At 69.9% G+C, this 22,307-nt stretch carries 24 protein-coding genes, 1 tRNA gene and 1 pseudogene; 20 read left to right on the plus strand and 6 right to left on the minus strand.

Translation table 11 applies throughout. The annotated features are described in order from the left end of the window. The first annotated feature begins 85 nt into the window (after positions 1 to 85). The 12 genes and pseudogenes from F8566_RS19700 to F8566_RS51340 all read left to right on the plus strand — a co-directional run bounded on the left by F8566_RS19700 (position 86) and on the right by F8566_RS51340 (position 9,261). Positions 86 to 1,420, plus strand: a complete 1,335-nt coding sequence (locus F8566_RS19700) for a hypothetical protein (protein ID WP_151561908.1) — start codon at positions 86 to 88, stop codon at positions 1,418 to 1,420. 211 nt (positions 1,421 to 1,631) lie between these two features. After that, complete coding sequence (locus F8566_RS19705; protein WP_151561910.1) at positions 1,632 to 1,814, plus strand: hypothetical protein; 183 nt, start codon at positions 1,632 to 1,634, stop codon at positions 1,812 to 1,814. After that, a complete protein-coding gene (locus tag F8566_RS19710) occupies positions 1,811 to 2,110 on the plus strand; it encodes a hypothetical protein (RefSeq protein ID WP_151561912.1) in 300 nt (99 codons plus the stop codon). Before F8566_RS19705 ends, F8566_RS19710 begins: the two co-directional genes overlap by 4 nt. Next, positions 2,107 to 3,048 (plus strand): hypothetical protein, encoded by a 942-nt coding sequence (locus F8566_RS19715; RefSeq protein WP_151561914.1) that lies wholly within the window; start codon positions 2,107 to 2,109, stop codon positions 3,046 to 3,048. Before F8566_RS19710 ends, F8566_RS19715 begins: the two co-directional genes overlap by 4 nt. 41 nt (positions 3,049 to 3,089) lie before the next feature. Continuing rightward, positions 3,090 to 3,425, plus strand: a complete 336-nt coding sequence (locus F8566_RS19720) for a hypothetical protein (RefSeq protein WP_151561916.1) — start codon at positions 3,090 to 3,092, stop codon at positions 3,423 to 3,425. A gap of 108 nt (positions 3,426 to 3,533) precedes the next feature. After that, positions 3,534 to 5,834 carry a hypothetical protein gene (locus F8566_RS19725; RefSeq protein ID WP_151561919.1) on the plus strand — a complete coding sequence of 767 codons (2,301 nt, stop codon included), beginning with the start codon at positions 3,534 to 3,536 and terminating at the stop codon, positions 5,832 to 5,834. A 229-nt stretch (positions 5,835 to 6,063) separates the two neighbouring features. Continuing rightward, entirely contained in the window at positions 6,064 to 6,372 is a 309-nt protein-coding gene (locus tag F8566_RS19730; RefSeq protein WP_151561921.1) for a hypothetical protein, read from the plus strand. 79 nt (positions 6,373 to 6,451) lie between these two features. After that, the gene (locus F8566_RS19735) at positions 6,452 to 6,856 is read left to right on the plus strand and encodes a hypothetical protein (protein ID WP_151561923.1); all 405 of its coding nucleotides are present in this window, start codon (positions 6,452 to 6,454) and stop codon (positions 6,854 to 6,856) included. 258 nt (positions 6,857 to 7,114) lie between these two features. After that, on the plus strand, positions 7,115 to 8,092 hold the full coding sequence (locus tag F8566_RS19745; RefSeq protein WP_151561924.1) for a DUF5131 family protein: 978 nt from the start codon (positions 7,115 to 7,117) through the stop codon (positions 8,090 to 8,092). 47 nt (positions 8,093 to 8,139) lie between these two features. Then, positions 8,140 to 8,526, plus strand: a pseudogene (locus tag F8566_RS53005) (DNA cytosine methyltransferase); the annotation flags it as partial. 1 nt (position 8,527) lies between these two features. Next, on the plus strand, positions 8,528 to 9,019 hold the full coding sequence (locus tag F8566_RS51335; RefSeq protein WP_225993376.1) for a hypothetical protein: 492 nt from the start codon (positions 8,528 to 8,530) through the stop codon (positions 9,017 to 9,019). A gap of 23 nt (positions 9,020 to 9,042) precedes the next feature. Next, positions 9,043 to 9,261, plus strand: a complete 219-nt coding sequence (locus F8566_RS51340; RefSeq protein WP_225993377.1) for a hypothetical protein — start codon at positions 9,043 to 9,045, stop codon at positions 9,259 to 9,261. A 140-nt stretch (positions 9,262 to 9,401) separates the two neighbouring features. On the opposite strand, the gene F8566_RS19755 is transcribed toward F8566_RS51340, so the two are convergent. Further along, entirely contained in the window at positions 9,402 to 9,998 is a 597-nt protein-coding gene (locus F8566_RS19755; protein ID WP_151561928.1) for a hypothetical protein, read from the minus strand. A gap of 190 nt (positions 9,999 to 10,188) precedes the next feature. On the opposite strand from F8566_RS19755, the gene F8566_RS19760 reads away from it, so the two are divergent. From F8566_RS19760 to F8566_RS19775, 5 genes are all read left to right on the plus strand, one after another. After that, positions 10,189 to 10,398, plus strand: a complete 210-nt coding sequence (locus tag F8566_RS19760; protein ID WP_151561930.1) for a hypothetical protein — start codon at positions 10,189 to 10,191, stop codon at positions 10,396 to 10,398. 12 nt (positions 10,399 to 10,410) lie between these two features. Next, positions 10,411 to 11,328 (plus strand): bifunctional DNA primase/polymerase, encoded by a 918-nt coding sequence (locus F8566_RS19765; protein ID WP_151561932.1) that lies wholly within the window; start codon positions 10,411 to 10,413, stop codon positions 11,326 to 11,328. Beyond that, positions 11,325 to 12,905: a hypothetical protein gene (locus tag F8566_RS19770; RefSeq protein WP_151561934.1), complete on the plus strand. Its 1,581-nt coding sequence runs from the start codon at positions 11,325 to 11,327 to the stop codon at positions 12,903 to 12,905. The genes F8566_RS19765 and F8566_RS19770 overlap by 4 nt, the downstream gene beginning before the upstream one ends. 343 nt (positions 12,906 to 13,248) lie before the next feature. Next, positions 13,249 to 13,554, plus strand: coding sequence for a MerR family transcriptional regulator (locus F8566_RS49940; protein ID WP_192809759.1), 306 nt, complete (start codon positions 13,249 to 13,251; stop codon positions 13,552 to 13,554). Between the two features lie 221 nt (positions 13,555 to 13,775). Further along, complete coding sequence (locus F8566_RS19775) at positions 13,776 to 15,098, plus strand: tyrosine-type recombinase/integrase (RefSeq protein ID WP_192809760.1); 1,323 nt, start codon at positions 13,776 to 13,778, stop codon at positions 15,096 to 15,098. A gap of 119 nt (positions 15,099 to 15,217) precedes the next feature. Here F8566_RS19775 and F8566_RS19780 read toward each other — a convergent pair. From F8566_RS19780 to F8566_RS19790, 3 genes are all read right to left on the minus strand, one after another. Further along, a tRNA-His gene (locus F8566_RS19780) sits at positions 15,218 to 15,293 on the minus strand. 69 nt (positions 15,294 to 15,362) lie between these two features. Beyond that, on the minus strand, positions 15,363 to 15,974 hold the full coding sequence (orn, locus tag F8566_RS19785; RefSeq protein ID WP_151561939.1) for an oligoribonuclease: 612 nt from the start codon (positions 15,972 to 15,974) through the stop codon (positions 15,363 to 15,365). A 35-nt stretch (positions 15,975 to 16,009) separates the two neighbouring features. Continuing rightward, the gene (locus F8566_RS19790) at positions 16,010 to 16,924 is read right to left on the minus strand and encodes a DUF2510 domain-containing protein (RefSeq protein ID WP_151561940.1); all 915 of its coding nucleotides are present in this window, start codon (positions 16,922 to 16,924) and stop codon (positions 16,010 to 16,012) included. A 28-nt stretch (positions 16,925 to 16,952) separates the two neighbouring features. On the opposite strand from F8566_RS19790, the gene F8566_RS49945 reads away from it, so the two are divergent. Further along, on the plus strand, positions 16,953 to 17,174 hold the full coding sequence (locus F8566_RS49945; RefSeq protein WP_192809761.1) for a hypothetical protein: 222 nt from the start codon (positions 16,953 to 16,955) through the stop codon (positions 17,172 to 17,174). 122 nt (positions 17,175 to 17,296) lie between these two features. Here F8566_RS49945 and F8566_RS19795 read toward each other — a convergent pair whose 3' ends face one another. Next, entirely contained in the window at positions 17,297 to 17,968 is a 672-nt protein-coding gene (locus tag F8566_RS19795; RefSeq protein ID WP_151561942.1) for a pyridoxamine 5'-phosphate oxidase family protein, read from the minus strand. A 68-nt stretch (positions 17,969 to 18,036) separates the two neighbouring features. Between F8566_RS19795 and pdxR the strand changes: the two genes are divergently transcribed. After that, positions 18,037 to 19,416 carry a MocR-like pyridoxine biosynthesis transcription factor PdxR gene (pdxR, locus tag F8566_RS19800; protein ID WP_225993341.1) on the plus strand — a complete coding sequence of 460 codons (1,380 nt, stop codon included), beginning with the start codon at positions 18,037 to 18,039 and terminating at the stop codon, positions 19,414 to 19,416. Positions 19,417 to 19,987: 571 nt separating this feature from the next. On the opposite strand, the gene F8566_RS19805 is transcribed toward pdxR, so the two are convergent. Next, entirely contained in the window at positions 19,988 to 20,704 is a 717-nt protein-coding gene (locus F8566_RS19805; RefSeq protein WP_225993342.1) for a hypothetical protein, read from the minus strand. A gap of 425 nt (positions 20,705 to 21,129) precedes the next feature. Between F8566_RS19805 and F8566_RS19810 the strand changes: the two genes are divergently transcribed. Beyond that, positions 21,130 to 22,215, plus strand: a complete 1,086-nt coding sequence (locus tag F8566_RS19810) for a phosphotransferase family protein (RefSeq protein ID WP_151561943.1) — start codon at positions 21,130 to 21,132, stop codon at positions 22,213 to 22,215. The last annotated feature ends 92 nt before the right edge of the window (positions 22,216 to 22,307 follow it).

Genomic DNA, 22,307 nt, shown 5'->3' on the forward strand with positions numbered 1-22,307 from the left:
TCCCCTGTTCACCGGCCCGCCTCGATCGACTCTCTCAAGAGCTCTGGTCGGGGCGGGCTGGTCTGTCATGCAAAGGACTGTGCTGATGGATGCCACCAGACTGTTTGCCTTCGTGGCCTCGCATCCCGTCCCCGCGGTGGCCGGCGCTGTGACGGCTGTGGCCGTGCTGGCCGGGCTCGGGCTCGTCCTGTGGCGAGTGGTACGCGGACGGGCTGCCGATGAGGTGCTGACGCCGATTGCCGCGCTGACCGCCACCGGGGTGGCCATGTGGGGCATGTGGAAGTTCTTCGGCGATGTGCTGGACGCCTCGGGGCCGCTGCGGATCTGGCTGTTTGCGTTCCTGGAGTTGGCCATGGTCACCTCGGCCGTGCGTGCTCGCCGCAACGTGCGTGAGGGCCGCTCGGCCGGGGTGGATGGCGCCGCGGTGTGGGCCATCACCGGCCTGTCGGCGGTGCTGTCGGCCACCGACGCCGGTTCGCTGCGCGCCGGCCTGCTGCGGTTCGCGGCCCCGATCGTTGCCGCCTGGCTGTGGGAACGTGGCCTGGCTGTGGATCGCCGCCGTACCGGCAAGACACGCCGGATCAGCTATCGGATCACCCTCGAACGGGTGCTGGTTCGGCTCGGCCTGGCCGAGGCCACTGACCGCACCGCCAGCGATGTGGAGGTGCACCGCCGCCTGACCCGGCTGGCCCGCGCCGCCCACCGCGTCCGCCGCCTGCGCGCCGCCGGCGACACCAAGCCGCGGACGCTCAAGCGTGCCATGGCTCGGCTGGACAGGGCGATGGACGGTGCGGTGGAACACGCTGGCCTGGCCGGTGACCCCGACCGCCGTGCGGCACTGCTGGACCAGATCGCCGCGCTGTATCACGCACCCGCGCTGGCCGACCTCACCCCGGCCACCCCCTGGGCACCGGCCCTCACGCCGAACGCAGCCGGTGCCGCACCGGCGCTACCCGCTGCCCCTGCCGAAGTCACTGAGACCCGTACGGGCAAGGGCCGTACGCACGCCCGTACGGCCCCGGCATCACCCCGTACGGACTGGGCCCGTACGGACCCCCGTACGGAAACCCGACAGGATGCCCGTACAGGTGCGGCCGGTACGGGCACGCTGGCCTATCGGGACCAGGTAGTGGCCGAACTGGTGGCCGAGATCCACGCCGCGATGGAGTCTGGCGACCGCCGCTGGACGCCGGACTACCCGACGCTGATGAAGCGCACCGGCTACCGCCGGTCCTGGTGCGAGAAAGCCGTGCGCGAAGCCCGCAACCTCGCGCTGCACACCAGGCACGCCGACGACCACCCCACCCCCGACCCACCCACCCCGGCCAGCGGCACCAGTGACCCGGACACCGTTCCCGACAACCGGGACGACACCGGGCCGGGCAACGTGATCGAGCTGGCCCGTACAGCCGGGAAGTGACTCAGGCACCGCACAGCCTGCACCCAACCCGCCCGTGCCCGGTCCCGTACGGGACCCGGCGCCGGTCCGTGTCTCGGATCTCGCCCACACCCGCACCTGCCCCGTAAGGCCCGCACTGTACGGGGCGTGCCGCGGGTGTGGCGGGTGTGGGCGGGGTCGGCGGTACGGACCGCCGATGTCCCGATGTCCTTGATCGAAGGGAAGTGTTCCCATGATTCTTTTGGCCCTGCTGACCGGCGGGCTGATCTTCATGATCTGGGCCCGTCAGGTCTCCTACGTGATGCTGTTCGCGCTGTGCTCGTGGGGTCTGCTGGCCGCCTCCACCCCGATCGGGGTCAAGCTGGTGGCCGGGCTGAACTCGCTGTCCAACTCGATCGACGGGTGGTTCGCATGACCACCCACCCCCGGCCCCGACGCGTACGAGCCGTGCTGGCCCGGCTGTGGGCCAACCGGCCCACCCTCGGCGCGCTGGCGTTCCTGCTGGCCGGCCCCGGCGTGGCCAACGTGCTGCTGGGGTTGCCGCTGTGGTGGGCCGCGGCCGGGCAGTGGTCACTGTGGTTGCTGCTCATGGTGGCCGTGTCGATCACCGAGGCCCGCCGCCCCGCCCCGCCCGCCGATCACGTCCGCCCCGGTGGGCACGATGTGCCATCCCACCTGGGCACCGGTACCGCTGAGGAGGCCGACCGGTGATCGAGCTGCTGTTTCTGGGGTCGGCCGCGTTCGTCGGGGGCGCGCACGCCATGCGCAAGTCCCGCGCCGCCCGCCACCCTCGCCCCCGCGCCCGGCAACACTCACTGCTGGTCAAGGCATGGAACTCCGCTGGCGCTCCGCACACCGAGGAATCGATGCTCGGGGACGCGCTGGCCGACCTGGGTGGCCGGGCGATCGGCAGCACCGTGCGACGCACGGCCCCGCGCGTCAAGCGGCGCGGCCAGGCAGTTCGCAACGGCGCGGCATCGCGGTGGCAACGCCGTAGGAACGAGGACCGTACGGTGACCTTCTTTCGCCGACGCAACCGTTCCTCGCCCGCCACCGGCAAGGACGAAACCGGTGCCGCCGACGCAGGCGGCAAGCGCCCGAACGACGCGCCACCGCTGCCGGGCGGTTCGACACCCGCCGCGTTGCCGCGCGGCGGGTCCCCGCTGCCGCTGCCGCCCGGGTCCGATCCCTCTGCCCCGAACACGCCGATTCCGATGCCGCCTGGCTCGGCCCGCTCCGCTAGTTCGGCCGCGCGTACCCCGTCACGGCGGGCGGCCGGTGGCCGGAGGCAGGGCCGGGGTGGTTCGCCGGCCCGGCAGGGCGGCAGGCGCCGGGCGCAGGCCCGGATGCGGGTGGCTGTGCCGCTGAATCTGGAGGCGCCCGGCACCGATGTGGAGTTCCTGGACGCCTGCGCTGACTTGCAGCAGATGCTGCGGGGGATCGGGGTGGCGGTGGAGGACTGGAACGACGAACTGATGATCCGCCGCCTGCCCTCGATCGTCACCGGCCCGTTGGAGCGTGTGCATGACGGGCTGGTGGACGGGGCCGCGTGCACGGCGCTGGCCACGGTGCTGTTTGAGAACTGGTTCGCCGAGGCCCGCGAGATCGCCGCTGCCGGGATCGAGTTCACCGGCGACGACCCCGAATAACCCCTCACCCCGCAGCCCAACCCGAGAGGAAAGAACCGAGGATGCTTCCGCGTCCCCGCGGCCGGCGTCCCGGCCGCTACACCGTCGAATTCGACGCCCCCGACTCAGACGGCGAGTTCATCGCCACCAGCCTGGCGATCGCCACCCTGATGGGCGGGCTGGCCGATGCCGTCGACGACTACACCGACGAACTGACCCGCCGCGGCATGCCGCCCGGGATCGTGCTCCAGTTCGAGCACCTGGCCGACAACCTGACCGACGCCGAACACGCCGCCCGCACCGCGGCGACCAACTTCGCCGACTACTTCGAAGACGCCCGCACCATCGCGGCCCGCGGCATCCGCATCATCGGCACCCCCCGCCGCCGCGCCGCCTGACCACCGCCCGCCTGCCTGTTCCCGTGCAACGGCCGTGCCGCCGCCCCACCACCGGGGGTGTGGCGGCACGGCCGTTTGCGCGTCCCCACCTGCAAGGAGTTCGCTCGCATGATTCGTCGTCCCGCCCGTCCTGGCTTCGGGCGTCCGCAGCGCCGTTCCCCGGGGCGCGGTCGCTTCGGGGGCCGCCGCCGCGGCTACACCGATACAGAGATGTTCGACCCGCTGTACCCGGCCGTCATGGACCAGCACGCGGCGCCACGGCGCCCGGTGATGGGCCCGGTCGCTCGCGCTGCGGCGCGGGGCTATGTGCGCTGGGTGCTGGCCTCGCCCGATACTCGCGGCCTGGGCACCGGCCTGGCCGCCCTGTACCCCTCCGGTCACCTTGCGTACGAGTACGCCGCCGGTGATGCGCTGTTGTTGGGGGCGTTCGCGCCGCCGGCCGCGCTGGCCGCGTGGGTGGCCACCTACAAGACCCACGGCTCGCCCCGCTACTCCGGCGCCATCGCCGCCATCGCTGCCGGAATCCCGGCCTGGCTTGCTACCGCTTCCGCCACCGGCGTCACCAACCTGCCCACCCTGCTGGGCTACACCCTCACCGCCACCACGGCATGGTCGGCCTACACCTGGTCCGACGTCCTCAAAGAACGCCGCCGGTTCGCCGAAGCCCAAGCCAAGTGGGAAACCATCGCCGGCCTGGCCGGGCTGGAGGGCTCGCGACTGCTGCGCACCGAACGCACCCGCACCGGCGTCAAATTCAAAATCGACCTCGGAGTGCAAGGCCCGTCCGCGTCCCGGCTGGAACGCGGCGACCTGGCCGAGCAGATCGCCCGCTGCTACGGCATCGGCGCCGATCAGGTCCGCATCCGCACCCACCGCAAAAACGCCCGGATCGCCTGGATCATCATCCAGCTGGTGGACCTGTGGTCGAACATCGTGCCGCACCCCGCCGTCGTCGCCGGCGACGGCACCCCGGTCCCCGCGGCGACCGCCGCGGCCGGCAAGGGGCAGCGGTCGATCCTGGACGGCCCCTACACCCTCGGCACCGACCCCGAGACCGGGGACGACCTCACCCTTGTGGTGTTCGACGAGGGCGGCGCCCGGCATGTGGACATCGTCGGTTCCAACGGTGGCGGCAAGTCCAACACGCTGTCCAACATCGTCCAGCAGGGCGCCGAGTGCCGCGACGTGCTGACCGTGGCGATCGATCTGGGCAAGGGCGTCATCCCCACCCTGTGGCGTGAGCACCTGCACGACTACGCCGGGGTCGGGGAGGAGGACAAGGCCCTGGAGATCTTCGAGTGGATCGATGCGCTGCTGGATGAGCGCGCGATCGATCTGGCCGGGGGCACCCTGGTTCCCTCGGCCGCCTCACCGGTGGTGCAGGTGATCGTGGATGAGCAGGACACCGCGACCGGGTTCCACTCGGCCGTCGCCGCCGATATCAAGCCCGTTCTGGACAAGATTCACAAGCGGGGTCGGTCGCTGGGGGTGGTGCTGATCACCGCCAAGCAGCGTGATGTGGTCCAGCACACCGGTTCCAAGGAAGGCAAGGCCAACGCCTACACCACCATCGTTGGCCGTGTCGCCAACACCAAGGAGATGGCCAAGGCCCTGCCGGACTGGGAGGTCACCGGCTGCCCCGACATGTCCACCTACGGCGGCGACGCCCAAGGCGTCATCCTGCTGGTCCGCCAGGGCGGCGCCTGGCAGGCCGGCCGCACCCGCGCCCTGTACGACCCCAAAACCGTCCAGGCGCTGGCCGCCGCCTACGGCCCCGCCGACGCACACCTGGAACCGCACATCGCCGAAAGCCTCCCCGGCTACACCGACCGCCACCCCATCCCCGCCACCACCGCCCAGCGGCCCACCCGGCAGCAGAGCGACCCGCCCACCGGCCCCGGCCAGGACGCCGAAGGCCGCACCGGGCACCGTGAGACAGGCCACGGCCGTCCGGCTGGCCCCAACCGGGCATCCGACGCCACGGCCGACACCGGCGGTGGTCGGCGCGGTGGTGGCGATCAGGGATGGGGGTTCGACCCCGCCGACGACGCCGCGGTGGAGGAAGCGGTCAAGGGTCTGGTGGACCGGCTGGATGAGTTCATCGCCGAAACCGTCCAACCGCCCGAACACCCCACGGCGCTGGAGGAACTGAACGCCGCCAAGCGCGAGCTCGCTGAGACCACGGTGCCGGACTCGACCACCGAATCAGTGCTGCGCTGCCTGCGAGAGCGCGGGGCCAAGGGTGCCCGCCGCGACGAGTTGGCCAAACTTCTCAACAAGCCCATGCGCACCGCATCGCGGATCCTGGGCGCGCTGGTGGAGAACGGCACCATCGTGCGGGCGGGCAAGGGAGGTCCCGCCTCCCGCTACTACCTTCCCGAGCACGACCCCGAAGATCACACGGAGTGACAACGGGCGGGGTCCGAACTGTGCCAGCAACTGTGCCAACCCAACTGTGCCAGTAACTGTGCCACCGCCGCCCTTACGCGCACGCGCGTGGACACGGACCCGCGCGGCACAGGTTGGCACGGTTCGGTTGGCACAGTCCAGGGTCCTCACACTCTGTGAGTGCGCCCCCGCAAAACCTCCCGGTCTTCACCAACCCCGCGTGCGATCGACACGTCAAACGGGAGCAACCATGCTGCCCTCACCCATCCCCACGACCACCCTCACTGTGCAGCCATCCCCGCCGCCCTCGCCCGCGCCGCGCGAGCACGGCGACGGGGGCGGGCTGGGTCTGCTGCTGATCCTCGCCGTGGCCATCTACGCCATCGGCTACGCCATTTCGATCCACCTGCACCCGCTGCGCACCTGCCGCGCCTGCAACGGCACCGGCCTCCAGCGCGGCGGCATCTTCACCGGCTCCATGCGGATCTGCCACCGCTGTGGCGGCACCCGTCGCGAAACCCGCCCCGGCGCCCGCACCCCCGACCGCCGCCACCGTTAACACCCGCCACACCGCTGCCCGGGACCGGCCGACCGGCTCCCGGGCTTTGTTCTGTCCACCCTCATGGAGGGACCCCGTCATGGCTGACATCTTCCCGCCGGTCGATCAGTGGCCGGTACTTCAACCGCCCGACTGCCCCACCTGCCAGGCCACCACCGGAGTGGTGTTCATCGGCCCCGCCGACCGGATCGACGGCGGCACGGTCAACCTCTGGCACTGCCGCGCCTGCCCCGCCGACTGGACCACCCCGATCACCCACTGGCCCGTCCTTGACGGCCCCGACTGCCCGTACTGCAACAGCACTGACACCTGTTGGGCCGCCATCGCCCCCGACCACCGCGGAGACCTGTGGACCTGCCCGCAGGACCACGAATTCGTGCTGACCCCCGAGGGCATCGTCATCACGCCTGGCAACGAGGACCTGTCGGAGTGGGCGCCGGTCTGGCCGACCACCCGCCGTGACCCGCAGGACGGCGGCGCATGACCGCCCCCTTTGACGGTGAGGCGTCGCGTTCCACCGCGGAGGCACACGACGCGTCGCGCCGCGTGACTGCCCGGCCCGGCGTTCTGAACTGGCGCGCCGCCGCGCACTGGGGCGGCGGTCGGCGCCTGCCGTGCGTGCACTGCGGACACGGGGCGTTCTATCGCGACGAGACCGGCCGCCCCTGTCACAAGACGTGCGCTGAAGCCGCCCTCACCAGAGCTGGTGGGGGCGGCGCCACCACAAGAGGAGACCTCTCCGGTGAGTAATCGCAGCCAGATCGAGTGGACGGATGCCACCTGGAACCCGGTCACCGGGTGCACCAAGGTCAGCGCTGGGTGCACCAACTGCTATGCCGAGACGTTCGCCGAACGCTGGCGCGGGATTCCTGGCCACCACTTCAAGGACGGATTCGACCTGAGGATGCGGCCCGCCCGGCTCGCCCAGCCGTTGGGGTGGCGGGCGCCGCGGCGGGTGTTCGTCAACTCCATGTCCGACCTGTTCCACGACGGCGTCCCGGACGAGTACATCGCGTCCGTGTTCGCCGTCATGATCGCCGCCCCGCAGCACACCTTTCAGGTGCTTACCAAACGGCATGCCCGGATGCGGGCCCTGCTGACCTCCCACGACTTCGCGCTCACCGCCTACAAACTGGCGATCAGCACCTACCGCACGACCGTCCGCGCGGGCTGGCCGCTGCCGAATGTGTGGCTGGGCGTGAGCGTGGAGAACCAGCAATGGGCCGACATCCGCGTCCCCGCACTGCTGGACACCCCCGCGGCCGTGCGGTTCCTGTCGGCCGAACCACTGCTGGGGCCCGTGGACCTGACGGCATGGCTCAAACGCCCCCAGATTCCCGCGCGCGAGCGGTGCCGCTGCACCTGCCACCCGCACCGGCCCGCGATCGACTGGGTCATCACCGGCGGTGAGTCCGGCCCGCGGGCCCGGCCGGCGCATCCGGGATGGTTCCGGTCGCTGCGTGACCAATGCCGCGCTGGCGGGGTGGCCTACTTCCACAAACAGCACGGCGCCTACACCTGGCAGCTCAACGGCCCCGACCGCGCTCCGGACCTGTACGTCAACGCCTTCACCGGCCACACGTGCGACCCCGGTGACGTCCCCGTGGGCGGCGGCTGGGAAGCGGTTTGGCGCGTCGGCAAGAAGGCCGCCGGGCGGGTGCTGGACGGCCGTACCTGGGACGGCATGCCCGAGCGTGGCAGCGGATCGGAGGCCGCATGACCGCGCTGTCGATGGGCTCAATGTGCACCGGCTACGGCGGCCTGGACATGGCGGTCGCCGCCGTCCTGGACGTCGAGCCGGTATGGGTCGCCGACCCCGATCCCGGTGCCGCCGCGATCCTGGCCCACCACCACCCGGGCGTGCCCAACCTCGGGGACATCACCGCCGTGGACTGGTCTGCGGTCGCGCCGATCGATGTGCTGTGCGGCGGCTACCCCTGCCAGCCCTTCAGCGTTGCCGGCCGCCGGAAAGGAACCGCCGATGCCCGCCACCTGTGGCCGCACATCGCGACCGCCCTTCGCGTTCTACGACCCCGCCTCGCGATCTTTGAGAACGTCGAACATCACCTTCGACTTGGGTTTGCCGACGTCCTCGCCGACCTTGCCGGCCTCGGGTTCGATGCGGAATGGATCACTCTTCGCGCTTCGGTGGTCGGTGCTGCGCACCCCCGATCCCGGCTCATCTTCCTGGCCTGGCCCGCCGACACCGACCGCACGCGACTGGAAGGGGCACGGCTACCCCGGCCAACTCCCCAACGCGGTGGCGTTGCTGCCCACCCCACGCACCAGCGACACCAACGGCCCGGGGACGCACGGGGACGGCGGCCCGGACCTGCGGACGGTGGTATCGCTGCTGCCCACGCCCTGGGCGACCGACGGGACCAAGGGCGGCCCGAACCAGCGCGGATCGGCCGGGGACCTGATGCTGTCCTCGGCGGTGTCCAGGCTGCTGCCGACCCCCACCGCGACCAACGCCCACGGCAACGACCGCAACAACCACGGCCGGCTGCTGCTGCCGGGCGTGGCCAAGACGCTGACCCCATCGACTGGGGCGACTACGGGCCCGCGATCGACCGATGGACCCGCATCCTCGGACGCCCCGCACCCGCGCCAACTGAGCCTGGACGACACGGCCGACCCCGACTGAGCCCGCTGTTCGTCGAATGGCTCATGGGCCTGCCACCAGGCCACGTCACCGACCCCGCCATCTGGACCGCCTACGCCGAAAACGCCCGCAAACGAGGCGCCAGAATCACCCCGGCCACCGCACGCAACGCCCAACTCCGAGCCCTGGGCAACGGCGTCGTCCCCCAACAAGGAGCCGCCGCACTGGCCTCGCTGCTGGACCGCCTGACCGCCCGACCGGCCGACGGAAGAGGCGCCGCGTGACCGCCCCCGGGTTGCTGAACCGGCGCGACGGACGGTACTGGGGCGCCGCATGAACGCGACCGAACCGCTCATCCTCGGTTCGCTGCGCTCGGGCTACGGCGGGCTGGAGTTGGCTGCCGCTGCGGTGCTGGCAGCGCTCGTCAGCGGTTGAACGACTGACGTTCGGTGGTCGTGACGATCCGGTTCGCCAGGTCCATGAGATTGCTGATGGACGGCGCTTCCACGAGCAGCAGCTTGCCGCGATCGCTTCCGTCGCCGAACCCGCAGCCGCTGTCACGGACCATCGGCGTGAGCCAGTGGACGGTTGCGCGTTCTGCGGCGAAGAAGACGACTGGTCGCTCCGACCACGTGCGGTCAGATGAATGGCTTCGGCAGCTCGCCGCAGGAAAGCAGCCGACGGACGAGAGCGCGTAGGACAGCCCCGCCACTCCGATTTCCAGACCGGCAAGGACGCCTTCGTCCCTGTCACCGTCCCCGACGATTTCCAGGATCTCGCCGTCACCGTACTTGGCCGCGAAACCGGACGGCAGAGCACCGGGCGCCCCGTCCTCAATCGCGGTGGCTACGGCTTCGAACTCCTCCGGCGTCGTGGTCACCTGGTCCACCAGGTCGGCCAGGTGCCGCTCCTCCGCGATCACGGCGAGGGCGTCATCGTGGCTGGCGCCGCTGATATCCCACACGCTGCGAAAGAACCCGTAGCCCTCCTCGCTGATTTCATCCTCCGGCGGCAGTCCCATGGGCACGCCGTTGGGGAACGACGGATCGACCTGGAGATCGATGCGTGGGATCACGAGAAACCTCCTACCGCTCCCGGGAACGCCCTGCTCGCGTTGTTCGAATCCGCGCGGTACCGCCGCCGAACCTATCCGACACCGCTGCGGCCAGCAGGCGTTCGCTCCTTCCGCAGCTACGTGAATGGAGACATAGATGAATGACCCGAACGACCACCTCGCAACGAATGGCGGTGGTGGTTACGTATGGAGGCCCCACCGCCTCCCGCTTCTAGCGGGCTGCTGCGACTGCAAGAACTGCGCGAACTGCCTCACCTACGCCACCGGATGGCGCGCCCGTCTGCTGACCAGCCTTACCGCCCGCAGCTACCAGAACGACCTGTTCGCCCCTACCCATGCCGGATGAGGGAAGCGCAGCATGACCAACCCCGAACCACCACATTCTGGCCTGCTGGTCCGCTATGCGCTGGCCGCTGCGGCCCGTGGCTGGCACGTGTTCCCGCTGGCTCCCGGTGACAAGGTGCCGCCCAAGGGTCTGCCCTGGAAGCGCACGGCCACCTGTGACCCCGCCACGATCCGGCGGATCTGGGCGCGTCGCCCTTACAACATCGGCATCGCATGCGGCCCGTCCCGCCTGGTGGTGATCGACCTCGACGTGCCCAAGCCCGGAGAGCATCCGTCCGGTCGGTGGGCGGTCCCCGGCGTCAACGACGGCGCCGACGTGTTCGCCCTGGTGTGCTCCGAAGCCGGTCAGGCGACGCCGCTGGAGACCTTCCAGGTCCGCACCCGCCGCGGCGGGTTCCATCTCTACTACACCGCCCCCGAGCACATCCGGCTGACCAACACCAGCGACGAGCAGGGCAACGGACTGGGCTGGAAAATCGACACCCGCGGCGACGGCGGATACGTCGTCGCCCCGGGCAGCTTCGTGGACCTGCCAGACGGCACCGGCCCCTACACCCCGGTCCACACCCCCGACCCGGCGCCGCTGCCGGGCTGGCTGGCCGAACGACTCCGCCCCGCCCCACTCCCCGAGCAGCGCCCCGTGGTGGTGGACCTGGCTCCGGGGCGCCGCGGCGCCTACCTGGACACCGCGATCACCGCCAGCCTGGACGCGATCGCCGCCGCGCCCAAGGGCCGCCGCAACACCACCCTGTACGGCGCCGCGGTCGCCCTCGGCCAACTCGTGGCCGGCGGCGCACTGGACGCCGCCGCCACCGAAGAACTGCTGTTGAACGCCGCTACCGGCACCGGCCAGGTCGAGATGGCCGCGCTCCGCACCATCCGGTCAGGATTTCGTGCCGGTGCCAACCGTTCCCGGAAGGTGCCCGCATGACCAATCCACCGCGCCTTCAAGCCGGTTCCGGCCCCGAAACCATCCGAGTCCTCAAAGCCGCCCTGGCCGACAACACCCTGCCCGACACCTACGTCTCGGCCGGATCCCTGGTCTACATGGAAACCGTGTCGGGCGGGCAGACCAGCCCGGCCGCCGACGAAGACTCACCACTGCCGGTCACCGCCAGCCCGATCACCCCCGCCACCCTCGCCGGTCTCCTGGCCGAACACACCTACGTCTACCGGATGCGGTCCCGCAAGAACGGCAACGGCGGAATGGAGCACTTCGAGGAAGAGATCACCCCGCCCCGCGACATCCTGTCCTCGGTGCTGGCGGGCAAGACCTGGCCCGGCCTGCTGCCGCTGCGCGGGGTGATCGGCGCGCCGGTGCTCCGCCGTGACGGCACCCTGCTCCAGCGCCCCGGCTACGATCCGGCCACCGGCCTGTACCTGGCGTCCAAGGTCGATCTGCCGCCGGTCCCAGACCAGCCCACGCCAGAGCAGGTGCACACCGCGCGGGACTTCCTGCTGAACCGGTTCCTGCGCGACTTCCCGTGGGCTGGCAAGGCCGATCGGGCGAACTACATCGCGTTGCTGGTCACCCCGATCCTCCGGCACTTCACCCGGTCGCTGACCCCGTTCGCGTTGATCGACGCGACCATGCCCGCCTCCGGCAAGTCCATCCTGACCGGTGGGCCCGGCATGCTCTACGGCCAGCGCGTCATCCCCTGGGCCTACACCGAAGAGGAGTTGCGCAAGAGCATCACCGCCGTTTTGGCCGAACAGGTTGGGGTGGTGGTGTGGGACAACTTGGCCGAGGGCACCGTCATCGACTCGGCCACCCTGGCGCTGCTGGTGACCGCTGGCGTGTGGTCGGACCGGCAGTTGGGCGCGTCACGCAACATCGCCACCGTCAACGACCGGTTGTGGATGGCCACCGGCAACAACCTTCAGGTCGGGGGAGACATGGCCTCGCGCACCGTCCGCGTGCACCTGGACCCCAACATGCCCCGCCCCGAACAACGCGACCAAAGCCGCTTCGGCATCCCCCATCTGGACCAATGGATCACCGCCCCGACCAACCAGCTCACAGTGCTGTGGCACCTACTGGTCCTGGTACTCGACTGGACCCGGCAAGGCGCCCCGCGCGCCGACACGATGGCCATGCGGCAATTCACCCCGTGGGCCCAAGCCCTGGGCGGATTCCTGGCCCACCACGGCATCGACGGGTTCCTGACCAATGCCGCTGACGTCCGCGGCATCGACGAAGACGAGACTCGCTGGCGCGCGTTCCTGGCCAGTTGGCACCACCTGCACGGTGACCAGCACATGACCGCCGCTGAACTACGCGCCTCTGGCGAGCCCGATCGGATCGGCTTCGACGAAGACGACCGGTGGGAAGGGCAGTTCATCACCACCCATACCGGCCGGCCGCCCAACGTGCTCGCCCTCGGCCGCCTGCTCACCGGCCAGGTCGGCCGGTGGCGCGGCGACTACGTCATCCGCTCGGCCAAGAATCACCGCGGCGACCGCAACGTGTTCTGGGTCGAACGCCACGAGGGGGAGCGCCATGGTTGACCCGGCCCGAAAAGCGCTGAAACATCTCCGCAACGCCGCATCTCCGCAAACCCGCCACCGACCTGCACAAACAACTGCGGAGATACAGCCAGAGGCCAAGTGTCCATCTCCGCATCTCCGCACCTGGTGCGGAGATGATCCCCCAACTGCGGAGATGGACCGAGCCCCACCGAACCCATCTCCGCACACATCACCGCAGGTCAGAGCCACAAGTGCGGCGTTGCGGGGATGCGGAGATGTTTCAGCCCCTCCCGCACAGCAGCACCCACCCACCGCTGACCATGCGGCCCCGGAAGCGCAACCAGCGCGGTCGGGGCCGCTTCCGTTTGCGTATGGAGGCCCCATGTCTGATCAGGTCCGTGACGGGCTGAAGGTCTACACGAAGGAAGAGGCCGCCGCGATCCTCCGCGTGAAGGTGAGCTGGTTGGAGCGGCGCGCCGCCGCCCGCCAGATCCCGTTCACCATGCTCAGCGGTGCATACCGGTTCACCGATACGCACCTGGCGGAGATTGTGGCGATGAACGAACAGGGCACCCTGCCGCCGCCCCCAACCCCAATCACCCGCCGGCGCCAGCGTTCGCGAGCCGACGCCAGGAAGCGGCCGGATGGTTTTACCCCGCTGCGCCCGCGCCCCAAGGCCAGCGCCTAGGCAACTGGCGCACGGGAATCAGCACCCAACGAAGGGAGATCAGATTGGCGTACGCCGAGAAGCGCGGGAAGCTCTGGCGGGCTCGGTGGTTCGGGCCAGACGGACGCCTGGAATCTAAGTCAGGGTTTCAGACCAAGACGGACGCCGAGAACTATGGGCGTGACCAGGAGGCCGCCATTCGGAACAACACCTACGTAGACCCGCACGCGGGGAAGATCACGGTGAACGAGTGGGCGAACCTCTGGTTTCCGGCGCTGGACCTGGAACCCAACACCCTCGACAACTACCGGTACTACATCGAGGTGCACATCCTCCCGGCGTTCGGCGAGCGCGAGCTGCACTCGCTGGAACGAGAAGAGATCGCCATCTGGGAGAAGCGCCGACCGGTCGGGAAACGAACGGCGCGAGAAGCCCGCTCCACGCTCACCAACATGCTGAACGACGCGATCCCGCGCTACATCAAGACCAACCCGGCAGCCCGCCGGCGAGGCAAAGGGCGCAAAGGACAGCGACGTATCGCCGAAGCAGAACGCACCCAGAAGGCTTGGGCGACTCCGCTCCAAGCGCTGTTGCTCGCCGAACGGTGCGCATTGCTTACCAGCTCGGACACAGACTTCGTGATGATCGTCACGGCCGCGTTCACGGCTGCCCGGTGGAGCGAACTGCTGGGGCTGCCTCCTGAATGCGTCCGCGATGGCGAACTCGACATCCACTGGAAGCTGTACGAGCTGAACGGCCGGTTCTACCGGGGCCGTCCCAAGGACGGGTCCATACGAACCCTCGACGTCCCACCATTCCTGGACGACCTACTTGCCCGCCAGCTCACAACTTCCCGATCCTGCACCTGCCGGGGGACGGAAGATCCATGGTGCAGGAGCGGCCGGTATCTCTTCCTCAGCCCGAAAGGCGCGCACTTCCGGAGATCCAACTACAGCGATCGGGTGATCCGCCCGGCCGCTGACGGCTGGTACCCGAAACGCGCCGCCAGGCCGGCGATGCCGGTGCTCGTGGACGCCGGGGCCTGCTGGCCGGGCAGGCCCGTGCCGCCCTGGCCACCGGCCGTTCCTGGCGAGCCGTTCTCCCCGCCGACCGGCCGCGGGTCCGCCCGGCTGGTCAGCGGGGAGGACCGCGGACGGTGCTCGGACTGCCGACGAACGCAGCTCCTGAGGCTCGACGGCACTCTTATCAGGCACAGAACGGGGTCTCTGGAATGCCCCGGCTCGCAGAAGCCGCCGGCCGAAGACGTGCCCCTGGCATGCTGGCTGCCGCTCCGTCACGGCCTGACGCCTCACGGGCTCCGCCACGGTCACCAGCCGTGGATGGACAACGCGGGCATCCCCTACGTCCTCCAGTCCGAGCGGATGGGCCACGAGGTGCCTGGCATGCGGGGCACCTACGCCCACCCCACACCGGAGATGCGTGTTGCCCTCCTTACGGCGCTACAGCGCCTCTGGGAGGACGCTCTAGCGGAGCGGGCTCGGATGGCGCCGACTTCCGGGGTGCCGATCCTGGACGCTCTGCTGGCTGAACACAGGGCGCTCTGAAAGCAAGATCACTCCCAAATCGCTCCCAGAATCGGACATGCCGTTGTGGGAGCCTGACGCATGCAACAGAGAGGCCCTGGTCATCTTCGCGATGACCAGGGCCTTTTCTGTTTCTAGCCTGGGGTGAGTGAGGGGACTTGAACCCCCGACATCTTGGACCACAACCAAGTGCTCTGCCAGCTGAGCTACACCCACCAAGGCCGGGGATCACTCCTCGGCTTCACAAGAGTGTAGCGCCTCTCGAAGGGTGCGTGGCCACTCCCTTTACGGGGCACTCTGGGACGAGGCGACGATCTCGGCGGCCAGGGTCCGTGCGGTGTCGGAGTCGGGACCGGGCTGGGGCACGAAGACGGCGGCGCGGTAGTAGCGGAGCTCCTGGATGCTCTCCGTGATGTCGGCGAGCGCCCGGTGGCCGCCCTTCTTCTCGGGGCTGGCGAAGTAGACCCGGGGGTACCAGCGCCGGGCGAGTTCCTTGATGCTGGACACGTCGACCATGCGGTAGTGCAGGTGGGAGTCCAGGGCGGGCATGTCTCGAGCCAGGAAGGAGCGGTCGGTGGCGATCGAGTTGCCGCAGAGCGGGGCCTTCTTGGCGTCGCGGACGTGCTTGCGGATATAGCGCAGGACGGTGTCCTCGGCCTCCGCGAGCGTCACGCCGCCGGAGAGCACGTCGAGCAGGCCAGAGGTGGTGTGCATGTCGCGCACCACCTTGGACATCTGTGCGAGGGCCTCCTGCGGCGGCTTGATCACCACGTCGACGCCCTCGTCGAGGATGGTGAGCTCACTGTCGGTTACCAGCGCGGCTATCTCGATCAACGCGTCATTACGCAGGTCGAGCCCGGTCATTTCACAGTCAATCCATACGAGCCGCTCGTTCATGGGTTTCACCCTACGACCATGAACGACTCCGCGGGTCATCGAGCTTTGATCGAGTTGACCAGCAGGTCGAGGTCGCCTCCGTTCGAATGGCTGTCGGGGACGGAGATGAAAACCGTGCTGGGGCGGTTTCCGGCCCCCCGGTCGATAACGATCATCACGGCGGTCTCGCTGCGGAAGTTCCAGCCTCGGGACCGCGCCTGCGGGAAGTCCAGCCGGAACCGCAGGTACCAGGCGGAGTTGCCGCCGACAGTGTGCGCGCGGGATTCGAGGTCGTGGCGCGTATGGGAGGGATACGCGCCGCGTGGCTCCGGCTCGGCCTCGATGGTCTTGGCCAGGGTGGTCGTCGCGCTCGCCAGGTCCTGAGTGCCGTTGTACGTGATGGAGCTCGGCAGGCGGCCCGTATAGGCGTTGGCGTAGTAGCTCTGAGTCCCGTCGTACTTCTCCTGAACGACGGCGAGTTCGGCCCACGTGAAGCCGTACATGTTTCTGAATCCGGCGTCGGGGCCGAGTTGTTCCCACGACCAGTCGCCACCGAGCCGTACGAGACTCAACCCGGCCTGATCGTCGTTGATCTCCCCGGTCACCGGCGACCGCGCCGCCGACCGCGTGGTGGGCGTGGACGTAGGCGAGGTCTCGCCCTCCATCACCCCCACCACGATCCCTACCACCAAGATCAGAACGACCAGAAGGGCGCCGCCGCCGATCAGCCCCCACAGCAGGCCCTTGTTGCTCCCCTGCCTCGCCGGCGGGGGTGGTTGCCAGGGCTGGGGAGTCGACCAGGGGCGAGGTTGTGGAGCGGCCCAAGGCTGCGGGGTGGTGGGGCTGCGGGGAGCCTCCCACGCGTCAGTGGGCTGGGAGGCCTGGGTCCACTGGGCGCCATTCCAGTACCGCAACAGACCCGGCGTGCCGTACGGGTCGCGGTACCAGCCCGGTGGGGACTGACCGCTCATTACCTGAGTATGTGCGAACCACCAGGCGATGAGTACACCCCGGCCACGTCCTCACCTGGCCGCTTCCGACAGTCATCTCCGCGCCCTCATCTGCACCATGCCGCTGGGGCATGTGTGGCGGCCGGGCTGGGGTGCCGGCCGGGCCGGGGTGCCGGCCGGGCCGGGGTGCCGGCCGGGCTGGGTGGCGTTCGGGCAGGGGGTGCCGATCGGGCTGGAGGTGCCGGCCGGGCTGGGATGGCGTTCGGGCTAGGGGTGCTGGCGGGCTGGGTGACGGTCGGGCGGGGTGCCGGTGGGGCAGGGTGCCGATCGGGCTGGAGGTGCCGGTCGGGCAGGTGGCGGTGGGTGGGGATGTGGGTTGGTTGGGGGGTTGGTTCAGGGGGTGGCATGGGTGGGGTTGGGGCGGTCTGTCACGTGGGGCGGGACGGGGATGCCGGGGCGGAGGTTTGGGTCGGGGATGGGGGTGCCGAACACCTGGTGGACTGGGACGACACCGGCCCAGACGTCCAGGGCGTAGTCCTCATCGTCGTCGGAGGGCGGTGCGTTCCGGACCTTGACCGAGGCTTCCTCCAGGGAAAGGGCCAGAACGGTGGTGGCCGCGAGTTCCTTGCGCGTGGGCTGCCGGACCACGTCCCACTGGCCGGGGGCCAGCTGCTCGGAGACCGCCCGGAGGGCCGCGAGCTTTTCGTCCGGATCCGTGACCGGCCTTGGCGTGCCGTAGATGATCGCGCTTCGGTAGTTCATGGAGTGGTGGAACATAGAGCGGGCCAGGACGAGCCCGTCCAGATGCGTGATGGTCACGCAGATCTCCTGGTCCCGGCCGGCGATCAGGCTCCGGGCGCCGGTCGAGCCATGGATGTAGAGGGTGTCGCCGTCCCGCCCGTACCCCGTCGGGATCACGCGGGGCGAGCCGTTCACCACGACACCGAGATGGCAGATCAGGCCGCCGTCGAGCACCTCGTACAGGCTTGCGCGGTCGGTGAGCCCGCGTTCGCTCAGGCGTCCGAGGCGGGTGCGGTCGGTGGAGGACAGTGGTGTCGCGTTCATGGGGCCCTACGCTAGAGGGCGAGTGGCCTGGCCAGTAGGGCCACTTGGTGAAGATATCGGGAGACCACTTGACGACGCTCGATCTGCCGCTCACGGTGGACCGTTCCGCCGAGGAGCCGCTGACCGCGCAGCTCACCGGCCAACTCCGCGCCGCCATGAGGGAAGGGCGCCTCGCTGCGGGCGAGCGCCTGCCCTCCAGCCGGTCGATGGCCAGTGTGCTCGGCGTCAGCCGGACCGTCGTGACCGAGGCGTACGAGCAGTTGTACGCCGAAGGCTGGCTTGAGGGCCGGCACGGATCAGGCACCTACGTCACCGAGATCAGTGCCGCTCAGCCACCTCATCCGATCTCCGAGATCCAGGGACCCGAGACCCCGGAGAGCGCGGGGCGGCGCGGAATGATCGACCTGCGCCCCGGAGTCGCCTGGATCGGTGGTCTCGACACGCCCGCGTGGCGTCGCGCCTGGCGGCTGGCCGCCATGGTGGCGCCCGCCGCCCGCCCCGATCCGCACGGGCTGCCTGGCTTGCGCGCCCTCCTTGCCGACTATGTGCGCCGGAGCCGCGGTGTGGCGTGCGCTCCTGAACGGCTGCTGATCACGCGAGGTTCGACCAATGGACTGGACCTGCTGGCGGCCACGATCCTGCGGCCGGGCGACCGCGTCGGGATGGAGGACCCCGGCTACGGCAAGGCCCGCTCGGTGCTCACCGCCCGTGGCGCCGAACTGGTGCCCTGTCCGGTCGACGAGCACGGCCTGATCGTCGAGGACCTCCCGGATGATCTGCGCCTGGTCTACACGACGCCGTCCCACCAATACCCGCTGGGTGGCGTGTTGCCGGTGCCGCGCCGCCAGGCACTGCTGTCCTGGGCTCGCCGCACCGGCGCGCTGATCGCGGAGGACGACTACGACGGGGAGTTCCGGTACGACGTCGCGCCGCTGCCCGCGCTGTACGGGCTGGACCCGGACGTGGTCGTCTACCTCGGCACCACGTCCAAGATCCTCACCTCGGACGTCGGGGTCGGCTGGCTGGTCGCCCGTCCCGATCTCGTGGAGGCGGTCGCCCGCCGGCGGGCCGATTTCAACGACCGCACGGCCGCCGTCCCCCAGGAGGCCCTGCGTCTCCTTCTCGAACGCGGTGATCTGGAACGGTACGTACGCCGCATGAGGGCCGAGTACGCGCGCCGCCGGGCGGTCGTCGCCGAAGCCCTGCACGGCCTGCGCCTGCGCGGTGATACCGCCGGCCTGCACCTCGTCGTCGAACTGCCCGCCGGGGAGACCGATCGCATCGTCGCGGAGGCAGCCGAACGCGGCGTCCTGCTCGACACCCTCGAACGCCACCACGCCGGCACCCCGACCGTCTTCGGCCTGGTGATCGGGTATGGCTCCGCCGCCAACCTGACCGACCTCAAAACCGCCTGCACCCTGATCCGAGCCCTCGCCGCCGCCCCATGACACGCACAAGCCTGCCCCTGACACGCGATAGCTCCCCGTGGCACGCGGCGGCCCCGTCCCCTAACACGCGACTGCCCGCCTCGTGGTAGGCAGTGGCTTACCTCCTGCACGCGACCGTCCGCTTCCTATACGTGACGATCCGGCTCCTGCGCGGGGCAGCTCGCCCCTTGGCTTGGGGCGGCCCACGTCATGCCACGTGACGGCTCCGCCCCTTGGCATGTGACGGCTCGCTTCTTGGCGTGTGGCGGCTCCGCCCTTTGGCGCGTGGCGGCTCGCTTCTTGGCGCGTGGCGGCTCCGCCCCTTCGCGCGTGGCGGCTGGCTTCTTTGCGCGTGGCGGCTCCGCCTCTTGGTTTGTGGTGGTCCGCTTCTTGGCGCGTGGCGGCTCCGCCCCTTCGCGCGTGGCGGCTGGCCTCTTGGCACGTGACGGCTCCGCCCTCGGCACGTTGCGGCTCGCTTCTTGCCACGTGGCAGCTCGCCTCTTGGCGAGTGGCGGCCTGCCTCCTGCATGTGGCGGGTCGGCTTGGTGACCGAGCGCCTAACTCCGCGGCCTGTCGTGGGACGCCCGTGCGTTCAGCGGCGGGCTGGTTCGGCGGGGCGGGCCGGGTCTGGGCTGCGGGTGGGGTCGGGAGCTCGGGTCGGGTCGACGGGGCGCGGAGGGTCGGGGGTGTGGGCCGGGTCGGTCACGACTCGTACCAGTTCGGCGGGCCGGGGGAGGCGTGTGGGAGGCCGGGCGTTCTCCTGGTTGAGGGCGGGGCGGGGTCTGGGGATGGTGGCGACCGGCGTGTCGGGGCCGGTGACGCGGCGGATGTCGATGCCGCCCGGGTCGGGGCGGTTGGCGCCGGGGACCTGGGAGGCGCCGAAGTGGCCGCCGCGGGACCAGTCCCGGCGGCTGCGGCTGGAGTGGTACGACTGGGGGGACGGGAGCGGCGGGCCGGCGGGCCAGCGGCGGGTCACGCCCCAGGAGTCGAGCCATCGCATGATCGGGTCGAGGCCGGTGAGCAGGGTGTTGGTGAACGGGTCGCGGGCGTGGCCGACCACCATGATCTGAACGTTCACTCGCCCTTCCCGGCCCACATCGCCGAGCAGCGGGGCGGCCCGGGTGATCGGCACCGACTGGATGATCTCGCCGGAGCACGGGTTCCACACCACGTGGGCGGCGCGGCCCTCCCGGAGGAGGTCGGCGGCCACCGACCGGGCCGAGACGGTACGCGGGTCGGATTCGCTGCTGAACCAGGAGACGCGGGGAGCACCTCCCCTCAACGCTCCGCCGTCCTTCTGCGCCGGCATGCGTCCGACTCCCGGCAGCCATGCGTCGGCCACGGTACGTCCCCCCCAATCGGGCGGTCTAGCCCCGAATTGGTCTAGTCCTCTGTTCGTAGCCCGGCGAGACCTGCAAGTCCAGCCTGCCGCCGTGGGCTGGTTTCGGCGGCCGTCTGACACGACGTCCAGTAAATGTCCTTCTGATCGTGTGTCGATGCAGATGCGTACCCTTCCTGCTGCCTGAATCCACCTCCGCGATCGTGGTTCCTCAAGAACCTTGAGCCATGGTCGCAGAATGAACGGTATTCGCCCAGATGGGAAGTATGATCACGAGACGTGGTGGACGCCGGGTAGCGGCCGGAAGTGGCCGACGAGTTACGTTCTGTACCGCTGAGGCCCAACCCGGGGGTGCTCTTCACAGGTGAGACCGAGTCACGTTCTAATAGTGCGTCATGACCGTTGACGCTGAACTTCCGGCCGGAGTCCCCGGCATCGACGTACCCCGCCTGGCGGACTGGCTGGCGCACGCCCTCCCCGGGTCCGGACGGATCACCGCGATCGATCTGATCGCGGGCGGGCGGTCGAACCTGACCTACGGGATCACCTTGTCGGGCGGCCGCAGGATCGTGCTGCGGAGGCCTCCGCTCGGGCACGTTCTGCCGACGGCTCACGACATGAGCCGCGAGTACAAGGTCCTGTCGGCGCTGGGGGCGGGCAGCACGGTCCCCGTGCCCACCACGCTGGCGTTCTGCGAGGACGAGGACGTCATCGGGGCGCGGTTCTACCTCATGGACTACGTCGAGGGACGCGTCCTCCGTACACGCGAGGACGCCGACGACATCACGCCTGAACAAGCCGGGCAGCTGAGTGAACGCCTGGCCGAGGCGCTCGCCGCGATCCACCTGGTGGACGTGGAGGCGGTCGGGCTGGGCGACTTCGGGCGGCCAAGCGGATACATGGCGCGCCAGCTCAAGCGTTGGGGCAAGCAGTGGGACAGCTCGCAGGAGGCCATCCGGGCCGGCGGCGCGACACATGAGGTGCCGGAGTACGACCGGCTCGCGGCCCGCCTTGCCGAACGACTCCCGGCCGATGGTCTGGCGCGGCTGGTCCATGGCGACTTCCGACTGGACAACGCCCTCGCCCGCCTGGAGCCGCGCCCTGAGATCGCCGCCGTGGTCGACTGGGAGATGTCCACTCTCGGCGACCCGCTCTCGGACCTCGGCCTGACGCTTGTGTACTGGGCCGAGGCCGGTGACCCCGAGGCTCTCCCGGTCGGCGCCACCATCACGTCTGCGCCTGGGTTCCACACAAGGCGCGAGTTCGCCGAACGCTATGCCGCGCTTACCGGTTTCGACTTGGGCGCGCTCGACTTCTATGTGGCGTTCGCCTGCTTCAAGCTCGCCGTCATCCTGGAAGGCATCCACGCCCGCTTCCTACAGAACGCGACCGTAGGCGAGGGCTTCGACACCATTGGCGATGCCGTCCCTGTCCTGGTAAACCGCGCCCACCAAATCCTGGACACAGGCTCCGCCTGGTAGACCCCAACGGAACGGCTGCAGCGCTACGGACAGCTGCCGCGTTGACGGAACAGCTGTAGGGCTAACGGAACGGCTGCAGCGGCTACGGAAAG

The sequence above is a fragment of the Actinomadura rudentiformis genome (assembly GCF_008923185.1).
In the GTDB taxonomy this organism is placed as follows: Bacteria; Actinomycetota; Actinomycetes; order Streptosporangiales; family Streptosporangiaceae; genus Spirillospora; species Spirillospora rudentiformis.